Origin of the sequence: Bacillus sp. RSS_NA_20 (assembly GCF_020165915.1) — a bacterium.
Taxonomy (GTDB): Bacteria; Bacillota; Bacilli; order Bacillales; family Bacillaceae; genus Bacillus; species Bacillus altitudinis.
The window spans coordinates 393,599-412,868 of sequence record NZ_JAIUKW010000005.1 but is presented as its reverse complement, the minus strand read 5'-3'; the positions used below and the strand labels follow the sequence as shown (position 1 = coordinate 412,868).

The following is a 19,270-nucleotide window of genomic DNA, read 5'->3' as shown; positions in this document are numbered from 1 at the left end:
TCTCCCCCTATACTTCCTTAGTTATATCTTCATAATGCCTTGTTTCACAGTGCGGATCTCAAGTTCTGTTGTAAGCGGATCGAATTCAATCGTGCGTCCATTGTTTCCGCCCGTGTCCTCACTAATGATCGGGATATGATGAAGAGACAGATGTTCTTTCACAGCTGATACATTTCTAGGTCCAATTCTCATCAGATCATTGGTTGACTTAAATTTAAACATTTCTGCGCCGCCAGCAAGCTTCGCTTTTAGCGCATGTTTGCGTGCTCCTTCTTTTAAGAGCAGATCAATTGTATGCTTGACACCTGTATCTGCATACTTAGCCAAGTTCTCTACCGCTCCTTTTGAAAGAGAGGAGTCTGGAAGCATGACATGGACAAGTCCTGCCAATTTTTTTTCTTGGTCAAAAAGGACAAGTCCTACGCAAGAACCGAGACCGGATGTCCGAATACGGTCCGGTGTTTTCACAAGCTGAACATCCGCTATACCAACCTTTACAACTGCCGGAATCTGCACGTTCATTATAGGTTACCTAATGCTTTGAACAGTTTTTCAAACGATTCAAAGTCTGGTAATAGAAACATATTTCCTTTCAGCTCTTGCTGATTTTGATCATCAAAAATCGATGTATCAATCACAATCGCCTGATCGCCGAGAGGGCTAAACTGCATTAATCCTTCACTAATGACAGCCCCGAACATGTCGAGCGTGACATCTGGAACACTTGGGTGAAGCTGCAGTTTTGTTAAATCGGCAAGTGCTGATAAATAAGAGCCTGCTAAAATATTTCCTAGCTCATGAAGCGCTGATGTTCCTAGCATGTGTTCATGAATCGTATCAATATCAAATGCTGGGTCCTGAACAAGCTCTCTTACAAATTGTTCAGCTTGTTCAAACGGCATAATGAAAAAGATTGAACCGGTAAGATCACCCTCCATTCGCAAAAAGATACTGGCAACTGGAAGGTCTGCTCCACCAAAGAAATCCATTAAATCTTCAAACGAGAGAACTTTGACAAAAGGAACAGCCATATCAATTTTGCGGTTCAATAGGCTGGCAAGAGCAGACGCTGCATGGCCTGCTCCGATATTCCCAACCTCACTTAAAATATCTAGCTGTTCCTCTTTAATTTCATTGAAAATGCTCATCTCACATCCCCCTTAATGAACAGGTGCATCTTGCACGCTCTTGTCGAGGACCGCACCAGCATGAATGATATTGAATAGACGCTGATCATGCTTAATAATTCCTGTCACCCATGACAGTCCTTCTTTTTCAGCTGAATCAGTAGAAGATTCTACCTCTTCCTGATGAACAGTAATGACATCATTTGCTTCATCAACAATCCAGCCGACTTCAATGTCACCAACTTGTACAATAATCATTCTTGTTTCGTCTGTAATCTCGTTGTCAGTTGATCCAAGTCTCACTCTAAGGTCAATGACAGGTGTCACGACACCACGTAGATTAATGACACCGCATATATAAGGGGCAACGCCAGGAACTCTTGTCGGCTGCTGCCATTTTTCAATGGACTTTACTTCTGATACTGAAATGGCGTATTCTTTTTTGTTTACGATAAACACAATCATCTTTTCGCCAGTTTTGATATCTGTACTCATTTCAGACCGCTCCTCTATTGTTTTTTACTTAATCAGTGCATTACAGTCAACGATGAGTGCAACCTGACCGTCACCTAAGATTGTTGCGCCTGATATCGCAAATACGTTTGGTAGGTAATCTCCAAGTGATTTCAATACAACCTCTTGCTGACCGATAAACGAATCGACCACAAATGCTGTTAGCTTGTCTCCTTTACGGACAACAATAATGTGCAGTTCTTCTTCTAAATCATTCGCATTTGGTACGTTGAACTGTTTCTTCAAGTACACAACCGGTACGATAAATCCACGGAAATCAATGACTTCACGATCATGCGTTTGAAGGATGTCACTCTTCTTAATGACAGCCGTTTCTATAATAGAAGAAATCGGAATAGCAAATGTTTCTTCCTCTAGTTTCACAAGAAGGACGGAAATGATCGATAATGTGAGTGGAAGCTGAATTGAGAACAGTGAGCCTTGACCTTCTGTTGAGTTAATACTCACAGAACCACCTAATGATTCCAGCTTGTTTTTCACAACGTCAAGACCTACACCTCGGCCCGAAATATCAGAAATCGTATCAGCTGTAGAGAACCCTGCTGCAAAGATCAATGAATCAATTTGGTGATCTTCAAGCGTTTCCGCTTCTCTTTCTGTAATAACCCCGCGCTCTAATGCTTTTTCAAGGACCTTTTTACGGTTAATCCCGCCGCCATCATCTTCTACTTCAATGAAGACATGGTTTCCGCTATGATACGCTTTTAATAGAACGGTTCCTTTTTCTGGTTTGCCTTTTTTCACACGTTCTTCTGGTGATTCAATCCCGTGATCGAGACTGTTTCTAAGTAAGTGTAAGAGCGGATCGCCAATTTCATCGATCACTGTTCGATCAAGCTCTGTCTCAGCACCTTCAATGATCAGTTCAATTTTCTTATTGAGCTCTTTCGTCAATTGACGAATCATACGTGGGAATCTGTTAAACACCGTTTCTACAGGTACCATTCTCATGTTCAAGATGATCGATTGCAGGTCTCCAGAAATACGGGACATTCTTTCCACTGTATCCGTGAGTTCGTTGTTTTCAAGTTCTTTAGCAATCTGTTCTAAACGTCCTCTATCAATGACAAGCTCTTCAAACAGGTTCATAAGTGAATCTAGACGATCGATGTTGACACGGATCGTTTTCGTTCCGCCGGCAGCTGCACCGTTATTGCCATTTGCTTTTGGCGCATCGTTTGCTGGCACTTTAGCAGCAGGAGCTGCGACTTCTTCATTTTTCTGCTCAGGTTTCGCTGCTTTTGTTTCAGCCGGAGCCACTTCTTCAAAGGCAGAGACTTCAGAAATCTCCACTTGTTCAACCTCTGAGATCGCTGTCACGATTTTTTTCACTTCTTCCATCGGCTGTTTCGATAAGTAAGAAATGCTGAATTCAGATTCAAAATCTTCTGATTCTAAAAGTTCTGCATTCGGAACCGTTTTGACAACTTCTCCTGCTTCGTTCAGTCTTTCAAAAATCATATAGACACGAACGGCTTTTAATAAGCATGCGTCACTTAATGTCACGGTCAGCTCATAACATTTAAAGCCTTGTTCTCTTGCTTCATCAAGAACTGTACGCTCAAATTCGTTATAATTTAGGTCGCTTGCAGCTGATGATGCTTCAGCTGTCTCAACGGCAGATGCTGTTTCTGCATGGCTTCCTGTCACATCTAGTTTTTTACTAATCTCCGTGACATCACGTTTTCCATCCCCGCCCTCTGCAATCGATTGAACCATTGCTTCAAGGTGATCGAGTGCTTCAAACATCGTATCCATTGATTCAGGAGTGACAATCATTTGTTCGTTTCTGATGGCATCAAACATGTTTTCTAAATGATGTGTTAATTGAGCCATATCATCAAAGCCCATCGTTGCACTCATGCCTTTCAGTGTATGAGCGGCTCTGAATATATCATTCACTAGCTGCAAGTCTGTTGGGTTCTTTTCTAATTCAAGAAGTTTTTCATTACAAGTTTGTAAGTGTTCTCTGCTTTCATCTAAAAAGATATCTAAGTATTGGTTTACATCCAACGTGTTCACGCCCTCTCTTTTTTCATGGAGCTTATAATTGCATGTGCGATGTCATCCACATGCCTTGTTTCATGTGCAAGGCCTGCTTTAATGACTGATTTAGGCATTCCGAAAACAACACATGATTCTTCTTTTTCTGCAATGACTTTTGTATGACCGCTTGCGACCATTTTTTTGACACCTTCTGTGCCATCACTACCCATTCCTGTCATAATGACAGCGATTTTCTCGTAACCTTTTATGTTGCTGATGGATTCAAATAAATAGTTAACAGAAGGTTTGTGACGGCTGTCAGTGTCTTCTGGGGACAGCCTGATCACTAAAGCTGCCCCTTGTTCATGAAGTGACATATTCAATCCACCAGGAGCTATGTAAGCCACTCCATTTTTAGCGATGTCTCCATCTTGAGCTTCTTTGATCGTAATTTGTGATAAATGATCTAATCTAGTAGCCAGCGATGCCGTAAATCCTGCCGGCATATGCTGCACAATCAAAATCGGCGCCTCTATGTCTTTTGGCAGCTTCGTGACGACTCGTTGAAGCGCCCTAGGCCCTCCCGTAGAAGTTCCGATTGAAATAATCTTTCGGAGTGATGAACCGCTTCTTACTTCTTGCAGGCGGGGAGCGACCGCTGGAATTGGACTTGGCGGCTTCATGAACGGCTTAGGAGAAACTTGTTTCTCAGTACGTTTTCTCGACAGGCCTGCCGCAAGTACCCGCTCTACAATTTGACCTCTTACTTTGTGTAAATCGAGCGAAATACTTCCTGAAGGCTTTGTCACAAAGTCAAAAGCACCGAGTTCTAAGCAATGGATGGTTAATTCCTTCCCTTGCTTCGTCTGGCTTGACACCATAATCACAGCAAGGTCGTGTTCAGCCAGAATTTGTTTTAATGCTTCTGTTCCATTTAGAACAGGCATTTCCACATCAAGTGTGACAACATCTGGATTCAATTCCTTAATCCGCTTTAAGGCATCTTCTCCATTTCGCGCCGTTCCGACGACTTCAATTTCTTGCTCGGCACTTAGGAAATCACTGATGAGTTTTCTCATAAAAGCCGAGTCATCTACTACAAGCACTCTAATCATGAGTCCACCTTCCTCCTTTTAAAAAAAGAGGACAACTTATCTATAAACGTATGCTGCTCTCTCCGTGCCTCTCTTATCTGCTGATGATACAGTGTTTCAGCTAGCATTTTAATGGTTTTACTTAGCCTTGAATGAGGCTGCTTCATATAAAATGGCATTTGTTCAGTGACTGCTTTAGGAACAGCAGGATCATCAGGCACCGCCCCAGCAAACACAAGCTTTCGGTGTAGAAATGACGTCACCACTCCTGCTAATTTCCGGTACGTTTCAGACCCTTCTGACGGGGTTTTACACCGGTTGACGATGATTTGAACAGACTGTTCAAACTGATGAATGGCTAAGTGCTTAATTGCGCTGTAGGCATCCATGATGGATGTTGGTTCTGGCGTTGTCACAACGACCACCTCTCCTGCCGATAAGACAAAGGGGAGTTGATCTTTTGACAAGCCTGCACCCATATCAAAGAATATACAATCAAAGTCATTCAATATTTTCTCCATCTCTTCTAAAAAGAACGACCATTGATCTTTTTCTAAAGAAAACAGCTGTTCAAGCCCGCTTCCGCCAGAAATGTAATACAGATTGTCCGTTCCTTTTGTCATAGCCGCTTGGAAGGATTTTTTTCTAACAAGCACGTCTAATATAGAGCTGGTCGATGTTTTCCCTAGTAAAATATCAATATTCCCCATGCCAAAGTCGAGGTCGATGATGAGCACTTGCTTGCCCGTACTTGCGATAGACAGTGCCATATTCAGCGTCAAATTCGATTTACCTACTCCGCCTTTACCGCTCATGACAGCAATGGTTTTCGCCTGTCCATTCGCATGAAGAGAGTTCGGTACAATCAGTTGATTCTGCTGAACAAGCTTTCTTAAACCTTCGGCTTGGTCAGGCTTCATCATTGTAAGACCATCCTTGTCAAATCAAGGGGAGAACTCTCAAGAATATCCTCAGGTACATTTTGACCATTTGTTAAAAACCCGAGCCCGATTTGAGATTCTGCAATGATTTGAAAGATCGTTCCCATCGTGTCTGTTTCATCAACTTTAGTAAAAATAAATTGATCGATTGGAACGTGTTCAAAACGTTTGACCATGGCTTTCATATCTTGATATTTCGATGTCGCACTCATGACGAGAAAACTTTGAATGCTTTCATCAAATGGAATGATATCTGTCAGCTCTTTGATGTACGCCTCTTCTTTAAAGTTACGGCCTGCTGTATCGATGAAAATATGATCATAGTCTTTAAAGGTCTGCTGTGCTTTCACAAAGTCCTCTCTTGAATAACAAACCTCAAGAGGTGCATTCAGCAGTTCAGCATATGTTTTTAGTTGTTCAATCGCTGCAATCCGGTACGTATCTGTTGTGATAAAAGCAATTTTCTTTTGCTGCTGAATGGCTGTTTTCGCAGCAAGCTTTGCAATCGTTGTCGTTTTACCAGCACCAGTTGAACCAAACAACACAATGTATTTCGAACGAATCATCGGCTCATCAGAAGTGTGAGCCGGCAGCATCCCTGTGAGTAGTTTTTCAAGTTCTTTTTCAATCTGCTCTTCTTTCACAGCACCTTTTGTTAAAAGACCCTTTAAGCACTCATCTCGAATCTCATCATCAAGACCTTGATCCTTTAGCTTTTGATCCATTTTCATGAGAGAATCCGGCAAGATCCCGGCATGGCGTTCGTTTCTTGCATATTCTAAAGGCTGAGAATGAGAAGGCGCTGCTTTAACGGCTTGAGTGGCAGCCGGCAGCTCTTGCGTAAGATGTTGAATCTGCTCCTTTTTCGGTAACACCGGGATAGGCGCAGCTGCTGGTTGTAATCCTTTACCGGCTCTTTCTTCAAAATCTTGATCCAGCACTGCAATCACTTCGACCATTTGCTGTTTCTTTAAACCGAACAGCTTTCGTTTGACAACGGTTTTCGAATTTAATATGACGGCATCCTTCCCAAGCTGCTGCCTGATTTGGATCGTTGCCTCCTGCATAGAATTCGCTGTGATTTTTTTCATTTTCATTAGATATCCACCACTCCGATGCTCTGTACTTCCACATTTGCTTCTAGTTCGTTATAAGATAGTACCGGTAAATCTGGGAAATATCTTTCTAACAACTGTTTGACGTACATTCTTATAGGAGGTGAGCATAATAGAACCGGCGTTTCCTGACGAAGCGAAAGCTGTTCAATTTCTCTCGCCACTGATTGAATCACACTTTCAGAGGATTCTGGATCTAACGATAAGTAGTTCCCATGCTCTGTTTGCTGCACGCTGTCTGCAATCACCTTTTCGACTCGGCCTGAGCATGTCACGACTTTCAATGATTCATTTTCTCTTGCATACTGTGCAGTAATCTGTCTTGCAAGTGCCTGTCTAACATACTCTGTTAGCAAGTCTGTATCCGTGGTTAATTTTCCGTAGTCTGCAAGGGTCTCAAAAATGGTCACAAGGTTTCGAATGGAGACCTTTTCTTTCAGAAGCTTTGCAAGTACTTTTTGGATATCCCCGACCGCTAGTGGATTCGGTGTTACCTCATCTACTAGAACTGGATAACTTTCTTTCAGATGATCGATTAATTGCTTCGTTTCTTGGCGTCCAAGCAGTTCATGGGTGTTTTGTCTAATCTTCTCTGTGATGTGGGTAGACACAACAGATGCTGGATCGACCACTGTATACCCAAGCATTTCAGCCTGATCTTTTTCCGCTTCTGATATCCACTTTGCCGGCAGACCAAAGGATGGTTCGATTGTTTCAATTCCTTCAATCGGATCATCATCAGGCGTTGGGGACATCGCTAAATAATGATCTAGCAGCAGCTCTCCTTTTGCCACTTCGTTCCCTTTTATTTTGAGCCTGTATTCATTCGGATTCAGCGCAATGTTGTCTCGAATACGGACAACTGGAATGACAAGACCTAGTTCAAGAGCAAGCTGCCTTCTGATCATGACAATTCGGTCTAGCAGGTCTCCGCCTTGATTGGCATCTGCAAGCGGGATCAACCCGTAGCCAAATTCAAATTCAATGGCATCCATTTGCAGGAGATGAATGACGCTTTCTGGACTTTTCATCTCTTCTACCTCTGCCTGTTCTTCCAGTACTTCTTCAATCTCTTCTTGATCCTGTTTGTTTTTCGACATCATGTACGCACCGAGTGCAAGTAAACCTGCGATCGGCCCTGTCAAAAGTACGCCAATTGGTGTAAACAATCCAAGCAGGAAGATCGTGCCTGCTGTGACGTAAAGCATGGCAGGGAAGGCAAAGAGCTGACCCGTAATGTCTGAACCAAGGTTTCCGTTAGAAGCCGCTCTCGTGACAACAATCCCTGTCGCTGTTGAGATGAGAAGTGCAGGGATTTGCGACACAATTCCGTCCCCCACTGTTAAAAGAGTAAAGTGGGAAGCTGATTCTTGAATTGACATTCCTTGCTGAATCATCCCAATAATGATGCCAAAAATAATATTGATAATAACGATGATAATACCTGCGATGGCATCCCCTTTAACGAACTTACTTGCACCATCCATCGCACCATAAAAGTCTGCTTCTCTGGCTACTTTTTCACGGCGGTTTCTAGCTTCACTTTCTGTCAGCATTCCTGCATTCAAATCTGCGTCAATACTCATCTGTTTACCTGGCATCGCGTCGAGTGTAAATCTGGCCGCAACCTCTGATACACGCTCTGCCCCTTTGGTGATGACAACAAACTGAATGATGATCAGAATAAGGAAGACAACCAGACCAACAAGTATATTGCCCCCAACAACAAATGATCCAAACGTTTCGACAACCTTACCAGCATCTCCAGTTGATAAAATAGAACGGGTTGTAGAGATGTTAAGCCCTAAACGAAACAGTGTTAAGAGCAAAAGTAACGATGGAAAAATGGAAAATTGCAGTGGTTCTTGCATGTTCATTGTGGTGAGAAGCACGATAAGCGCAAGAGAAATATTAATAATAATTAAAATACTTAATAGGACGGGCGGAAACGGTATGACCAGCATCGCCACGATTAAAATAACACTGAATAAAACAGATAAATCTCTTGCTGACATGCCTGTTCTCTCCTTTTAAAACCAAAAATTCATAAAATCTTTTGTTTCGTTTTATATACGTAAGCCAAAATTTCTGCGATCGCCTTAAAATATTCTTCCGGCACCGCTTGGTTGATATCCACTTGATCATAGAGGGCACGAGCGAGCGGCCGGTTTTCTACAGTCATGACATCATGTTCTTTCGCAATTGTTCTAATTTTCAAAGCCAAAATATCTGTTCCCTTTGCCACAACAAACGGCGCGTCCATCTTTTCTTCGTCATATTTCAAGGCAATTGCGTAGTGGGTCGGGTTTGTAATGATGACGTCCGCTTTTGGGACTTCCTGCATCATCCGTCTCATGGCCATTTCCCTTTGCCGCTGTTTAATTTTTGATTTTATGAGCGGGTCACCCTCTGATTTTTTATACTCATCTTTGATGTCTTGTTTAGACATCCGTAAGTTTTTTTCATAATCAAATTTCTGATACATGTAGTCAAGCCCGGCTAAGATCAGAAGAGCACCTGCTGCATATAACCCCATAATCAAGGTCATATTTGCCACGAAATGAAGGGTTTCCTCTGCAGTGAGTAGAGGGAGCCGCAAGATTTCGTCAAAGTGCATCCATAGAGCGATAAATGTCGCAAAACCAACAAAACCAATTTTTAAAATGGATTTTAATAGCTCAACGAGTGCTCGAATACTGTATATTCGTTTAAACCCTTTGATTGGATCAAGCTTTTCTAATTTGGGCTTGATCACTTCAGTTGAAAAGAGAAATCCAACTTGTAAATAGTTACTGATGATCCCTGCCAGCATCCCAACACCAAGAATTGGCATGAGGAGGAGACCTGTCTCTTGAAGCAATTCCAAGAATAACTGGTGAATATTAGATGTGCTAACCTTCATTAGCATCGTTGTTGAATAAAAACGTTCAATGAGCGCAATAATACGCTCTTTCATAAAAGGCCCAATAAAAAAGAATGATAAAAAGATTAGTAGAAATGAGATGGCTGTATTGACGTCGGTACTTTTGGCAACCTGCCCTTTTTTACGTGAATCACGTCTTTTTTTCGGTGTTGCTTTTTCTGTTTTTTCACCTGCGAAAAATTGCAAGTCGAGTCTAAGTCTTGTCGTCATGACGAACCACCGACCAATGCTAAGAAATTCCTCATGGTGAGCACAATCGTTTCAAATGTATTTTGGACGACCCCGAAGATGACACCCATACAAATGATGATCATAATAAAACTCACGCCCATTTTAATGGGAAGTCCAACGACAAATACGTTCATTTGCGGAACTGTACGTGCCACAATTCCTAATGCCAAATCGACTAAAAACAAACTAGCCACAACAGGTGCTGAGATTTGAAAGGCTATGATGAACATTTGGTTGAAGCTCTTTGCAATAAAGTAAGCAAAGGATTCACTACCGAAGTTCAGCGCATACTGATCAACTTGAATATATTGAAAACTGTAATAGATTCCATCAAGCAGCAAATGATGTGCATTTGTTGCCAGCATCAGCAGCAAGGTCACCGTATAAAAAAACTGCCCCATCAGCGGCGTTTGCGCCCCTGTTTGTGGATCAATAATATTGGCGATCGCAAAACCCATTTGAAAATCGATGAATGAGCCGGCAATTTGAACTGCGGACACCATGATATATGCAATCAGTCCAAGAAGAAGTCCGACCATTGCTTCTTTCACGGCAAGCATCATGTAAAGACCGTCGATATCGAGTGCTGGCGGTTCTTTAATGGTGCTAAAACTAATGACAGCCAAAAACAGTGAAAAACCAACTCTGTGAACTGCTGGTATCGTTCGATGCGCTAATAGCGGCACTGTCACAAAAAAAGCGGTGATCCGAATGAAAACGAGAAGAAAGGCAGGAAATAATTCTATGATTGACATCTCTGATTAACCTGCAAATCGATCTAAATTAGAGAACAGCTCTGTTGTAAATGACACAATTGTTGAAAGCATCCACGGACCAAACACAACAAGTCCAATGAGCACTGCAACAATTTTTGGAATGAACGCAAGCGTCTGTTCTTGGATTTGGGTTGTCGCCTGAAACACACTGACAATTAGTCCCACGATTAGTGCGAGCGCAAGAAGCGGCCCGCTGACAAGTAAAACAACATACACTGACCTTTCAGCCATCGTAATGACAAATTCTGAACTCATGTTTTAAGCACCTACTCTAAAAGCTTTGCAGCAAAGATTTAACAATCAAATACCATCCATCAACTAATACAAATAACAATATTTTGAAAGGGAGCGATATCATAACCGGCGGAAGCATCATCATCCCCATCGACATCAGGACACTTGCGACCACCATGTCAATAATTAAAAATGGAATAAAAATCATAAAACCAATTTGAAATGCCGTCTTTAATTCTGAAATTGCAAACGCTGGTACCATCGCCGTTAAGGGAATATCTTTAATCGATTCAGGAGTATCCATTTTTGCGTAACTAAGAAATAAAGCCAAATCTTTCTGTCTCGTATGTTTACTCATAAACTCTTTAATTGGCACTTCGGCTTTTTCATAGGCCTGATTTAACGTAATATCATCATTTAAAAGCGGCGTGAGTGCCTCTTTATTAATCTCTGAGAACGTGGGTGCCATAATAAAAAATGTGAGAAATAAAGCAAGTCCTACAAGCACTTGGTTTGGCGGCATTGAGTTGGTTGCAAGTGATGTTCTGACGAACGAAAGAACAATCACAATCCGTGTAAAACAGGTCATTAAAATAAGAATGCCTGGTGCAACTGAAAATACAGTTAACAATAAAAGCAGACGGACAGATGTGCTAATATTCCCTGCGCCACTGGAATTAAATAAATCGATAAACTCATTCATTTTGTTTCGGGCCTTTCTTTCTGACTTCTGATTGGGTCTTTTTCAATTCGGCTAGCTGCGCCTTTAAATTTGCTGAAAAAGAAGAAGTGGTCGGCTGATCGTGTTTCTTCACTTGCGATGTCAATTTTTGCATCATTTTCGGTAAGTCAGTCTTACTTTCCATCGCTTCTTCGTATTGTTTCACAATCGCTTCGCATTCTTGTTCATCATCGATTTCTTTTAGCAGCTGGATTGAGTCTGCTACGCCGACAACTAATACTCGTTTGCCCACTTTGATCAGCTGAACTGAACGATTTTGACCAACCGTCGTTCCGCCAATATTTTCAACATAGCGAAATGGCTTGAGTAAGCGGTTTTGCTTTCCAACAAATCTCACCAATCCGTAAATGAGCAGGATGACAAAAAGTAAGGCACCAATCATTTTGACAAAATCCATAATGGAGACAGAAGAAGAGGGAACTTCTTCTGCCGGATTCGTTTGATTGTCAGTGGTTTTCTTTTCTGTATCCTTTTTGCTTTCTTTCTCACCTTTGATCCAGTCATTCACCATGCCATTTTCAGGATCTTTTGTTTCAGCAAACAGTGAGGCTGGCTGCGCTGTAAAGAAAAGCATAAAACTGATCATTGCTATACATATCAAACGTTTTTTCAACAAGTCTTACACCCTTTTTTAGCCTAACGTTTTATTAATTGCTTCAAGTACACGGTCTGCCTGGAATGGCTTCACGATAAAGTCTTTTGCACCTGCTTGAATGGCATCAATAACCATTGATTGTTGTCCCATCGCTGAGCACATAATGATTTTTGCAGAAGCATCGATTTGTTTAATTTCTTTTAATGCTGTGATCCCGTCCATTTCTGGCATTGTGATATCCATTGTGACTAGATCAGGAGATGTTTCTTTAAATTTTTCAACAGCTTGTGCGCCGTTTTCTGCTTCTCCTACTACATCAAATCCGTTTTTTACAAGAATATCCTTAATCATCATTCTCATGAATGCTGCATCATCTACGATTAATACCTTAGTAGCCATTTACTTATTCTCTCCCTATATGTTTGTTTATTTTAAATTAGAAAGTCTTTCTGACTGACTTAAAATGTCAGTCACACGTACACCAAAGTTCTCATCAATGACAACAACTTCTTCTTTGGCGACGATTCGTTTGTTGACCAGAATGTCGACTGGCTCACCTGCAAGTTTGTCCAGTTCAATGATACTTCCAGCGGAAAGTTCAAGTACTTCTTTCACACTGCGCTGCGTTCTTCCAAGCTCCACTGTAATGGAAAGTGGAATATCCATCAGCATATCAAGATTACCGAGCTGACTTGTTGTATGCTGAGGCTCACTGAATGCCTCAAATTCAACCGGCGCCACATTGACAGGTTCTGCCGGCTTTGGCTTCGCCTGTCTTTTCGGCGGTGCCGATTGCTGCATAGGAGCAGATTGTGCTTGCGGAGCAGCCTGCTGTGGTTCAGGTGCACTCTGAGGTGCTTCTTGAACCGGCTCTTCTTCCGCTGGGTCTGTTAATTCTGCAATCAAATCTTTCGCAAACGTAATAGGGTAAAGCTGCATAATATTTGAATCTATGAGTTCACCTATTGTTAATCTAAAGGACACTTTGACAAGCATCTCTTCAGCTGGAATGCGGTCTGTGCCTTCTCCTTCTTTCACATCAAGCAACTCAACGCGAGGCGGAGAAATATCAATCTTTTTATTAAAGACTGTTGACATGGACGTCGCTGCTGAACCCATCATTTGGTTCATCGCTTCTTGTACTGCACTTAAGTGAATTTCACTTAACGACGGGTCAGCATTTGTTCCATCTCCGCCCATCATTAAATCCGCAATGACTGCCGCATCGGTTTGCTGGATGACAAGCAGGTTACTAGCACTGAAGCCTTCCGTATAATTCACTTCAATTGCGACATACGGATGAGGAAATTCCTCATTCAGCTTGCTTTTTTGAATCACTGTGACAGTTGGAGTTGTAATCTCCACTTTTTGACTTAATAGGGTTGAAAGTGCTGTTGCAGAGCTTCCAAATGATATATTTCCGATTTCCCCAATGGCATCTTGTTCCATTGCAGAAAGGAGTGTATCAGGCTCTATATCGTCATTGCTGCCTCCTTTAAGGAGCGCATCGATTTCATCTTGTGATAATTTACTTCCGTTATTCTCCATCTTCTTCACCTCTTATGTCGTGATCTAGAATTTGAATCGCCTGTTTCCGATTCACGCGGCCGGCCTGTCCCAAGAATTTCGGTTTATTTCCGACCATAACAGTAAGAGGCGCATTTACTGGTTTGTCCAAGGCAATACAATCACCAATTTCCAAATTCAAAAACTCTTCCACCGTCATTTCCGATTGTCCAAGCTCTGCGACTACCGGTATTTTCGCCGTCATAATCCGTTTTTCAATGGCCTTTGTTTCTTCTTTTTTCGGTTCATTTCGTTCCGATTGCATCCAGTAGTGTACAGACAGCTTCGGAATAATAGGCTCTAATACTACGTGAGGAATACAGAGATTAATAACCCCGCTTACCTCACCAATTTGTGTATTAAGAGAAATGACGACAACTGTTTCGTTTGGTGACACCATTTGAACAAACTGGGGATTTACCTCGAAATCTGCCATTTCTGGCTCGATGTCGGTTATGGACTGCCACGCTTCTCTGTAGTTTTCCAAAGCTCCCTCAAACATGTTTGAGATAATCTTTGTTTCGATTTCTGTCAGTGATTCTGTCTTATTATGACTAATGCCAATCCCACCCATCAGCCTATCCATCATGGCATAGCCAATCGTTGGGTTCACTTCAAGCATGATTCTTCCTTCAAGCGGGCTGACGTAAAATAAGTTTAATAATGTCATATTAGGAATCGAACGAATAAATTCTTCATATGGCACTTGGTCAACCGAGCTGACAGAAATTTGAATATATGATCTTAGCTGCGCTGAAAAGTGTGTGGTAAGCAGTCTAGCGAAGTTATCATGAATTCTTGTTAAACTTCGAATCTGGTCTTTTGAAAAGCGCAGTGCACGTTTAAAGTCATACACTTTCACTTTTTTCGTCGTTTCTTCTTTTTTCAGCTCTTCTGCATCCATTTCGCCTGTTGATATGGCGGATAATAATGCATCGATCTCATTCTGGGAAAGCACTTCTCCTGACATTTCTTCACCTCCATCGTGTCAATTAATCGCCTCTATTGCAGATTAAAGGAGGTTATATAAACTTCTTTCACCTTGCCATCTTGCAAATAGTTATTCACTTTGTTTTTGACCTGTGTTTTAAAATGTTCTCTGCCTTTTTTGCCATCAAGTTCATCTGCATTCGTGTCTGATAAAATGTCGATCACAGCATCCTTCACTTGGAAGCTTCTTTTTTCAAGCTCTTCTTTGGCTTTTTCTGAATCTGTTTCAATATTTAGTACAAGTTTGACCGCATTTCCTTCAGATTTTAAATTGGTCACAATCTCAGGAATTTCAACAGAAGCTTTTACGACTTCATCTGCTGTTGGCTCTTTTTCTGCTTTTGCTTCGTCTGACCCATTCACCAGAAAGACAATACCTGCTCCAATTCCGACGATAGCAATAATCATGATTAGCATTACTACGACTAATTTCTTCTTCATTCAAACTCCTCTATTCCTTGATTCAATGAAATGACTTGGATTTTTCTATAGAAAGAAATGATTTTCTCCTGAAGCTGCTCTTCATCTTCTTTCACAACGAATTTCTTTCCATTGGCGAGTGTAATGGTCGTGTCTGGAAAGCTTTCGATTTGCTCGATATGGAGAGCGTTGAGCATAAATCCTTTGCCATTTAATCTTGTCACTTCAATCATATTAAGCAGAGAAGCGATAAACCGCTCCTCCTACCTCCTATCGTTTCAGATTCACAAGTTCTTGCAGAATTTCATCAGATGTTGTGATCGTCTTTGCATTCGATTGGAATCCACGCTGTGCGATAATCATTTCTGTAAACTCGTCTGTTAAATCAACGTTTGACATTTCAAGTTTACCTGTTTGAAGTTCACCTGTTCCTTGAGTTCCAGGAGCCATGGCATTACTTGGTGCACCGGAACTGAGTGTTTGGCGATATAAGTTATCCCCAACTTTATCTAGTCCTCCTGCATTACTGAAAGACACAAGTGATACTTGTCCAACAGTACGAGAAACGTTGTTCTCCACAACAGAAACGGTCCCATCTGGCCCAACACTAACACTTGACACATTGTCTCGTGGAATGTTGATTCTTTGCCCATCCATACCAAGAAGATAGTTTCCATCAGATGTTACCAAATCCCCATTTGAATCAGGTTTGAAGTTCCCTGTTCTTGTAAAAAGGATTTCACCTTGCTTTTCAATACGGAAAAATCCATCTCCATTAATATAGAAATCATATGGTTCGTCTGTATTTTGAGAAGAACCTGATGTCATGATTTTATCAATAGAAGATAAAGCTGATCCTAATCCAACTTGTTTTGAGTTGATTGAACCAGAGTTATTCGTCGGTCCACCAGAACTTGCAATGGTTTGACTGACCATATCTTTAAAAGTGATACGGCTTTTTTTGTATCCATGTGTATTGACGTTGGCCACGTTATTGGCTACAACATCTAATTTTGTTTGGAAGTTTTTCATTCCGCTAATTCCTGAGTAAAGTGAGCGTAACATTTATTTTCCTCCTCGATTTGCTTACGATTTTTCTCCAACAGTTGTAACGTCCCAAGGGCTGATTTTCGTCCCATCTTCTAAATATAGGAAGTATTCATTGTTTATGTTTTTCACAGACTTCACAGTGCCAGATATGTCTTTATCATCTTGTTTGCCCGCTACTTCTTTACCAATCCAGCCTACATATGTCGTAAATGGATCTTGGTGTGCAACAAATGTAGACATGATCTGATTCATTTGAGTGATAGATTCGTTCATATTCATTTGCTGTTCTAAAGAAGAAAATGTTGCAAGCTGTGTGACAAACTCACGGTCATCAATCGGGTTTGTCGGATCTTGGTTTTGAAGCTGCGTAAGTAAGATTTTCAAGAACTGATCTCGGCCAAGTGTATCTGTTTTCTTTGCTGCGTTTGAAGAAGTGTCCGCTTGTGCGGCTGTTCTATTCGTCGCATCAACAGTTGCCATTAGATCTCCTCCTCTTCTTCTTCTGATCCAACAAGCGCATCTAGTACATCTTGGAATTCAGCTTCCTGTTCATCAGGCTGCTGGAAACTTTGTCCTTTTGATGGCTGCTGCTTGCCTTCCTCATTAAATTGTCCAAAAGATGGCTGCTCATTTGACTGAAGCGGTATATGGAAACGGTCAACTTGAACCGACATATTCGGTAACGCCTGCTTGAGCTGCGGCAGATGATGCTCTAGCAGTTCTTTTGCTGCTTGCGTTGAAGCTGTAATTTTACTCGCATACATCCCGTTTTGTTTCGTTAGCTGGATGGTAATAAACCCTAGATTTTCTGGATTTAATCGTACGGTAAACCGTCCGCTTGAATTACCAAATGGTGTGAACTTCATTTGTTTCCACGTATTTAAAATCTGCTGATCAACCGTGCCTGGCTTTTCGTCAGTTGTTTGCGTCTGCTGCACAGGAGCAGCTGATTGCAGTTGGAAGAACTGTTTATGCCCTGGAAGCAGCGTATGGGTGATTGTTTTTTCAGAAGCAGGTGCCGTAGTGCCTTGACCTTTGGTGACTTCTTTTTTCATAAGCCATTCAAGTGAGGCAGCACCTTTTGCTGGAGATGAGAAGGAAGATTCTTGCCTTGGAGCAATCATTTCTTTTAACTCTCCTAAGGAAATTTTCCACTCTTTATCTGACCCTTTCGCATTCGCCATCATATGATCGATTAACTGATTAAAGTGTTTCAGCTCGCTTTGCGACATATTATTCAGCTTAGGTGCCGATCCTTGCGAGAAGAACTGCTCTTTTACTTGTTGAATGAGCTTTTCATCTGCTCCGTTTTTCGTTAGAAACTTGATGAAATCTTCACCTTTTGCTTGAATATCCTGTACAAGTTTTGCATCAAAGCTTACCGGCTGCTGATTCAGTATTTGATATAAGAAAAAGTGGACTTGTATGAGCTGTTCACTATGTTCAGCAACTGGCTTCTCATCCTGATCGCCATAGATAACCGATTCCATCTTTTGAAATAGCTCTTCAAGTGACTTTAAGTCAGCCCCCTCAAGCTTTTGACCTTGCAGCGCCTGAAGTGCCGCAAGAAGATCTCCATCTATTCCTTCTTCAGGTGATTGTATCCATTTTTCAATGATTTGCATCGCATCATTCATGGATAGATTGGTTTCCGCCGGCTGAGAAATAGCTGGACCACTTTGAATACCTGCGCCATTTAACAATTGTTTAAACAGGCCGCGAGCAGATACTGCCCCCTCTCCCTTTAGTCCCGAGAGACCTTGGGAAGATTGCTGTAAGGCTCCAATGTCCAATAGCTTCACTTATTGTCCACCTCCATTTTCACTTTCTTCTTTTTTGGCAAGCTCCTTCGTGAACGTTGCTGCCTTCTGAGGTGTCAGTTTTGCTAATATGTCCGTCAGCTTATTTTTACTCAGCTCTTCAAGGATCTTCAAAGCTTCTTTATCACTTAGCTCTGATAAAATTTTGGCAGATTTCCCTGCATCCATGCTTTCATAAATGCTGGCGACCTTTCCTTTTGATTGCTGATTAGAAGATGCTGACGAATCAGTTGAAGATCCTGATGCGTTATTACTTGATGATGTACTGTTTGATGAACTGTCACTTGCTGACGTGTTCTCTTTATCAGATGTTTTTTCAAGTGAATTGATTTTTTGATTCAATCGTTTAATCTCTTCATCACTTGTCTTCAAGTCTTTTTGAGCAATTTCAAGTTCATTCTCTTGTTCTTTAATCGTCTTTTTCAACGCTTTCAACTCTGTATCACGTTGATCGTTATTTGAAGATGACGTTTTTGATGTGTCATCTGATCCAACCAAGCTGCTAATCCCCGGAATGTTTTGGAGCGGTTTCTTTAGATCATAACCTGCCATATAAAGGATTGTGCCCGTTACAATCACAAGCACAACCAATGGGATAATGACAATAAACAAGATCCATTGAAATTTACCGCCGCCGCTTGATTCCTTTGTTTTTTCCTTCTTAGGCATTCATCTCGACTCCTAATGTCCTTGAAACATGAATTGGCTGATAGAGATATCATCCATTTCTTTCATTTCAATTGCCTTATGTTCAAGGGAGAACTTTTCAAATTGCTTTTCTTTCATTTTTTCAAACTTTTTAAACTCAATATTTTTTTCAGTTAAATCAGATTGTTTTTCATTCATTTGATGGCGTTTCATGATCACAAGCTGCTGATAATGATGAATGGTGTTATCTAAGTTCGTCACAAATTGCTGATAATGACGCATTTCTTGAACACTCATCCCACTTCTCAGCTTTTCTTCTTTGCTCTTTTCCATTAGCTCTTTTTTACTCATATTTTCATAGAGTTTTTCAGCGGCTTGCTCAAATGCCGAAACGGATTGTTGATACGCTGCGAGTGATTTGTCTTTTTCACTTTCTTTCAATTCTAAGAGCTTTTGAAATTTGTATTGATATCTCACT

General features: G+C 41.3%; 23 protein-coding genes. All 23 read right to left on the bottom strand.

All coding sequences use genetic code 11. From position 1 onward, the window contains the following. Positions 1–21: 21 nt before the first annotated feature. From LCD32_RS07680 to fliJ, 23 genes are read right to left on the bottom strand one after another with little or no spacing between them, the layout of a single operon-like run. The gene (locus LCD32_RS07680; RefSeq protein WP_007499566.1) at positions 22–522 is read right to left on the bottom strand and encodes a chemotaxis protein CheD; all 501 of its coding nucleotides are present in this window, start codon (positions 520–522) and stop codon (positions 22–24) included. After that, positions 522–1,148 (bottom strand): chemotaxis protein CheC, encoded by a 627-nt coding sequence (locus LCD32_RS07675; protein WP_224563392.1) that lies wholly within the window; start codon positions 1,146–1,148, stop codon positions 522–524. Before LCD32_RS07675 ends, LCD32_RS07680 begins: the two co-directional genes overlap by 1 nt. A 12-nt stretch (positions 1,149–1,160) precedes the next feature. Continuing rightward, entirely contained in the window at positions 1,161–1,622 is a 462-nt protein-coding gene (locus LCD32_RS07670; RefSeq protein WP_008344771.1) for a chemotaxis protein CheW, read from the bottom strand. 24 nt (positions 1,623–1,646) lie between these two features. Then, entirely contained in the window at positions 1,647–3,674 is a 2,028-nt protein-coding gene (locus tag LCD32_RS07665; RefSeq protein ID WP_224563389.1) for a chemotaxis protein CheA, read from the bottom strand. A 5-nt stretch (positions 3,675–3,679) separates the two neighbouring features. Further along, positions 3,680–4,762 (bottom strand): chemotaxis response regulator protein-glutamate methylesterase, encoded by a 1,083-nt coding sequence (locus tag LCD32_RS07660; RefSeq protein WP_024720361.1) that lies wholly within the window; start codon positions 4,760–4,762, stop codon positions 3,680–3,682. Continuing rightward, positions 4,759–5,664 carry a MinD/ParA family protein gene (locus LCD32_RS07655; protein WP_224563384.1) on the bottom strand — a complete coding sequence of 302 codons (906 nt, stop codon included), beginning with the start codon at positions 5,662–5,664 and terminating at the stop codon, positions 4,759–4,761. The genes LCD32_RS07660 and LCD32_RS07655 overlap by 4 nt, the downstream gene beginning before the upstream one ends. Beyond that, positions 5,661–6,779, bottom strand: coding sequence for a flagellar biosynthesis protein FlhF (gene flhF / locus LCD32_RS07650; protein ID WP_081114481.1), 1,119 nt, complete (start codon positions 6,777–6,779; stop codon positions 5,661–5,663). The genes LCD32_RS07655 and flhF overlap by 4 nt, the downstream gene beginning before the upstream one ends. Then, complete coding sequence (gene flhA / locus LCD32_RS07645; protein ID WP_007499573.1) at positions 6,779–8,812, bottom strand: flagellar biosynthesis protein FlhA; 2,034 nt, start codon at positions 8,810–8,812, stop codon at positions 6,779–6,781. The genes flhF and flhA overlap by 1 nt, the downstream gene beginning before the upstream one ends. Before the next feature lie 29 nt (positions 8,813–8,841). After that, positions 8,842–9,930, bottom strand: coding sequence for a flagellar biosynthesis protein FlhB (gene flhB / locus LCD32_RS07640; RefSeq protein WP_007499576.1), 1,089 nt, complete (start codon positions 9,928–9,930; stop codon positions 8,842–8,844). After that, positions 9,927–10,706 carry a flagellar biosynthetic protein FliR gene (fliR, locus tag LCD32_RS07635; protein WP_007499578.1) on the bottom strand — a complete coding sequence of 260 codons (780 nt, stop codon included), beginning with the start codon at positions 10,704–10,706 and terminating at the stop codon, positions 9,927–9,929. The genes flhB and fliR overlap by 4 nt, the downstream gene beginning before the upstream one ends. Positions 10,707–10,712: 6 nt before the next feature. Next, positions 10,713–10,982: a flagellar biosynthesis protein FliQ gene (fliQ, locus tag LCD32_RS07630; protein ID WP_003211206.1), complete on the bottom strand. Its 270-nt coding sequence runs from the start codon at positions 10,980–10,982 to the stop codon at positions 10,713–10,715. Positions 10,983–10,998: 16 nt separating this feature from the next. Continuing rightward, a complete protein-coding gene (gene fliP / locus LCD32_RS07625) occupies positions 10,999–11,664 on the bottom strand; it encodes a flagellar type III secretion system pore protein FliP (protein WP_007499580.1) in 666 nt (221 codons plus the stop codon). Beyond that, a complete protein-coding gene (fliZ, locus tag LCD32_RS07620; protein ID WP_224563381.1) occupies positions 11,657–12,316 on the bottom strand; it encodes a flagella biosynthesis regulatory protein FliZ in 660 nt (219 codons plus the stop codon). The genes fliP and fliZ overlap by 8 nt, the downstream gene beginning before the upstream one ends. Before the next feature lie 18 nt (positions 12,317–12,334). Next, entirely contained in the window at positions 12,335–12,697 is a 363-nt protein-coding gene (locus tag LCD32_RS07615; RefSeq protein WP_003212360.1) for a response regulator, read from the bottom strand. 27 nt (positions 12,698–12,724) lie between these two features. Then, a complete protein-coding gene (gene fliY, locus LCD32_RS07610) occupies positions 12,725–13,846 on the bottom strand; it encodes a flagellar motor switch phosphatase FliY (protein ID WP_224563378.1) in 1,122 nt (373 codons plus the stop codon). After that, positions 13,836–14,834, bottom strand: a complete 999-nt coding sequence (gene fliM / locus LCD32_RS07605) for a flagellar motor switch protein FliM (protein WP_007499590.1) — start codon at positions 14,832–14,834, stop codon at positions 13,836–13,838. The genes fliY and fliM overlap by 11 nt, the downstream gene beginning before the upstream one ends. 32 nt (positions 14,835–14,866) lie before the next feature. Beyond that, complete coding sequence (gene fliL, locus LCD32_RS07600) at positions 14,867–15,295, bottom strand: flagellar basal body-associated protein FliL (RefSeq protein ID WP_007499592.1); 429 nt, start codon at positions 15,293–15,295, stop codon at positions 14,867–14,869. Continuing rightward, positions 15,292–15,507, bottom strand: a complete 216-nt coding sequence (locus LCD32_RS07595; protein WP_008344794.1) for a flagellar FlbD family protein — start codon at positions 15,505–15,507, stop codon at positions 15,292–15,294. Before LCD32_RS07595 ends, fliL begins: the two co-directional genes overlap by 4 nt. A gap of 37 nt (positions 15,508–15,544) precedes the next feature. Further along, positions 15,545–16,339 (bottom strand): flagellar basal body rod protein FlgG, encoded by a 795-nt coding sequence (flgG, locus tag LCD32_RS07590; protein WP_008344796.1) that lies wholly within the window; start codon positions 16,337–16,339, stop codon positions 15,545–15,547. 21 nt (positions 16,340–16,360) lie between these two features. Continuing rightward, a complete protein-coding gene (gene flgD, locus LCD32_RS07585; RefSeq protein WP_041507305.1) occupies positions 16,361–16,804 on the bottom strand; it encodes a flagellar hook assembly protein FlgD in 444 nt (147 codons plus the stop codon). Continuing rightward, positions 16,804–18,126 carry a flagellar hook-length control protein FliK gene (locus LCD32_RS07580; RefSeq protein WP_224563374.1) on the bottom strand — a complete coding sequence of 441 codons (1,323 nt, stop codon included), beginning with the start codon at positions 18,124–18,126 and terminating at the stop codon, positions 16,804–16,806. The genes flgD and LCD32_RS07580 overlap by 1 nt, the downstream gene beginning before the upstream one ends. After that, complete coding sequence (locus tag LCD32_RS07575; protein ID WP_007499599.1) at positions 18,127–18,813, bottom strand: MotE family protein; 687 nt, start codon at positions 18,811–18,813, stop codon at positions 18,127–18,129. A gap of 12 nt (positions 18,814–18,825) precedes the next feature. After that, a complete protein-coding gene (gene fliJ / locus LCD32_RS07570) occupies positions 18,826–19,269 on the bottom strand; it encodes a flagellar export protein FliJ (RefSeq protein ID WP_024720352.1) in 444 nt (147 codons plus the stop codon). Between the last annotated feature and the right edge of the window lies 1 nt (position 19,270).

Excerpts from the sequence above, each read along its gene's own strand:
- LCD32_RS07680 (WP_007499566.1), bottom strand. The coding sequence starts at position 522 with ATGAACGTGCAGATTCCGGCAGTTGTAAAGGTTGGTATAGCGGATGTT.
- LCD32_RS07675 (WP_224563392.1), bottom strand. The coding sequence starts at position 1,148 with ATGAGCATTTTCAATGAAATTAAAGAGGAACAGCTAGATATTTTAAGT.
- LCD32_RS07670 (WP_008344771.1), bottom strand. The coding sequence starts at position 1,622 with ATGAGTACAGATATCAAAACTGGCGAAAAGATGATTGTGTTTATCGTA.
- LCD32_RS07660 (WP_024720361.1), bottom strand. The coding sequence starts at position 4,762 with ATGATTAGAGTGCTTGTAGTAGATGACTCGGCTTTTATGAGAAAACTC.
- LCD32_RS07655 (WP_224563384.1), bottom strand. The coding sequence starts at position 5,664 with ATGATGAAGCCTGACCAAGCCGAAGGTTTAAGAAAGCTTGTTCAGCAG.
- flhF (WP_081114481.1), bottom strand. The coding sequence starts at position 6,779 with ATGAAAATGAAAAAAATCACAGCGAATTCTATGCAGGAGGCAACGATC.
- flhA (WP_007499573.1), bottom strand. The coding sequence starts at position 8,812 with ATGTCAGCAAGAGATTTATCTGTTTTATTCAGTGTTATTTTAATCGTG.
- flhB (WP_007499576.1), bottom strand. The coding sequence starts at position 9,930 with ATGACGACAAGACTTAGACTCGACTTGCAATTTTTCGCAGGTGAAAAA.
- fliR (WP_007499578.1), bottom strand. The coding sequence starts at position 10,706 with ATGTCAATCATAGAATTATTTCCTGCCTTTCTTCTCGTTTTCATTCGG.
- fliQ (WP_003211206.1), bottom strand. The coding sequence starts at position 10,982 with ATGAGTTCAGAATTTGTCATTACGATGGCTGAAAGGTCAGTGTATGTT.
- fliP (WP_007499580.1), bottom strand. The coding sequence starts at position 11,664 with ATGAATGAGTTTATCGATTTATTTAATTCCAGTGGCGCAGGGAATATT.
- LCD32_RS07615 (WP_003212360.1), bottom strand. The coding sequence starts at position 12,697 with ATGGCTACTAAGGTATTAATCGTAGATGATGCAGCATTCATGAGAATG.
- fliY (WP_224563378.1), bottom strand. The coding sequence starts at position 13,846 with ATGGAGAATAACGGAAGTAAATTATCACAAGATGAAATCGATGCGCTC.
- fliM (WP_007499590.1), bottom strand. The coding sequence starts at position 14,834 with ATGTCAGGAGAAGTGCTTTCCCAGAATGAGATCGATGCATTATTATCC.
- fliL (WP_007499592.1), bottom strand. The coding sequence starts at position 15,295 with ATGAAGAAGAAATTAGTCGTAGTAATGCTAATCATGATTATTGCTATC.
- LCD32_RS07595 (WP_008344794.1), bottom strand. The coding sequence starts at position 15,507 with ATGATTGAAGTGACAAGATTAAATGGCAAAGGATTTATGCTCAACGCT.
- flgG (WP_008344796.1), bottom strand. The coding sequence starts at position 16,339 with ATGTTACGCTCACTTTACTCAGGAATTAGCGGAATGAAAAACTTCCAA.
- flgD (WP_041507305.1), bottom strand. The coding sequence starts at position 16,804 with ATGGCAACTGTTGATGCGACGAATAGAACAGCCGCACAAGCGGACACT.
- LCD32_RS07575 (WP_007499599.1), bottom strand. The coding sequence starts at position 18,813 with ATGCCTAAGAAGGAAAAAACAAAGGAATCAAGCGGCGGCGGTAAATTT.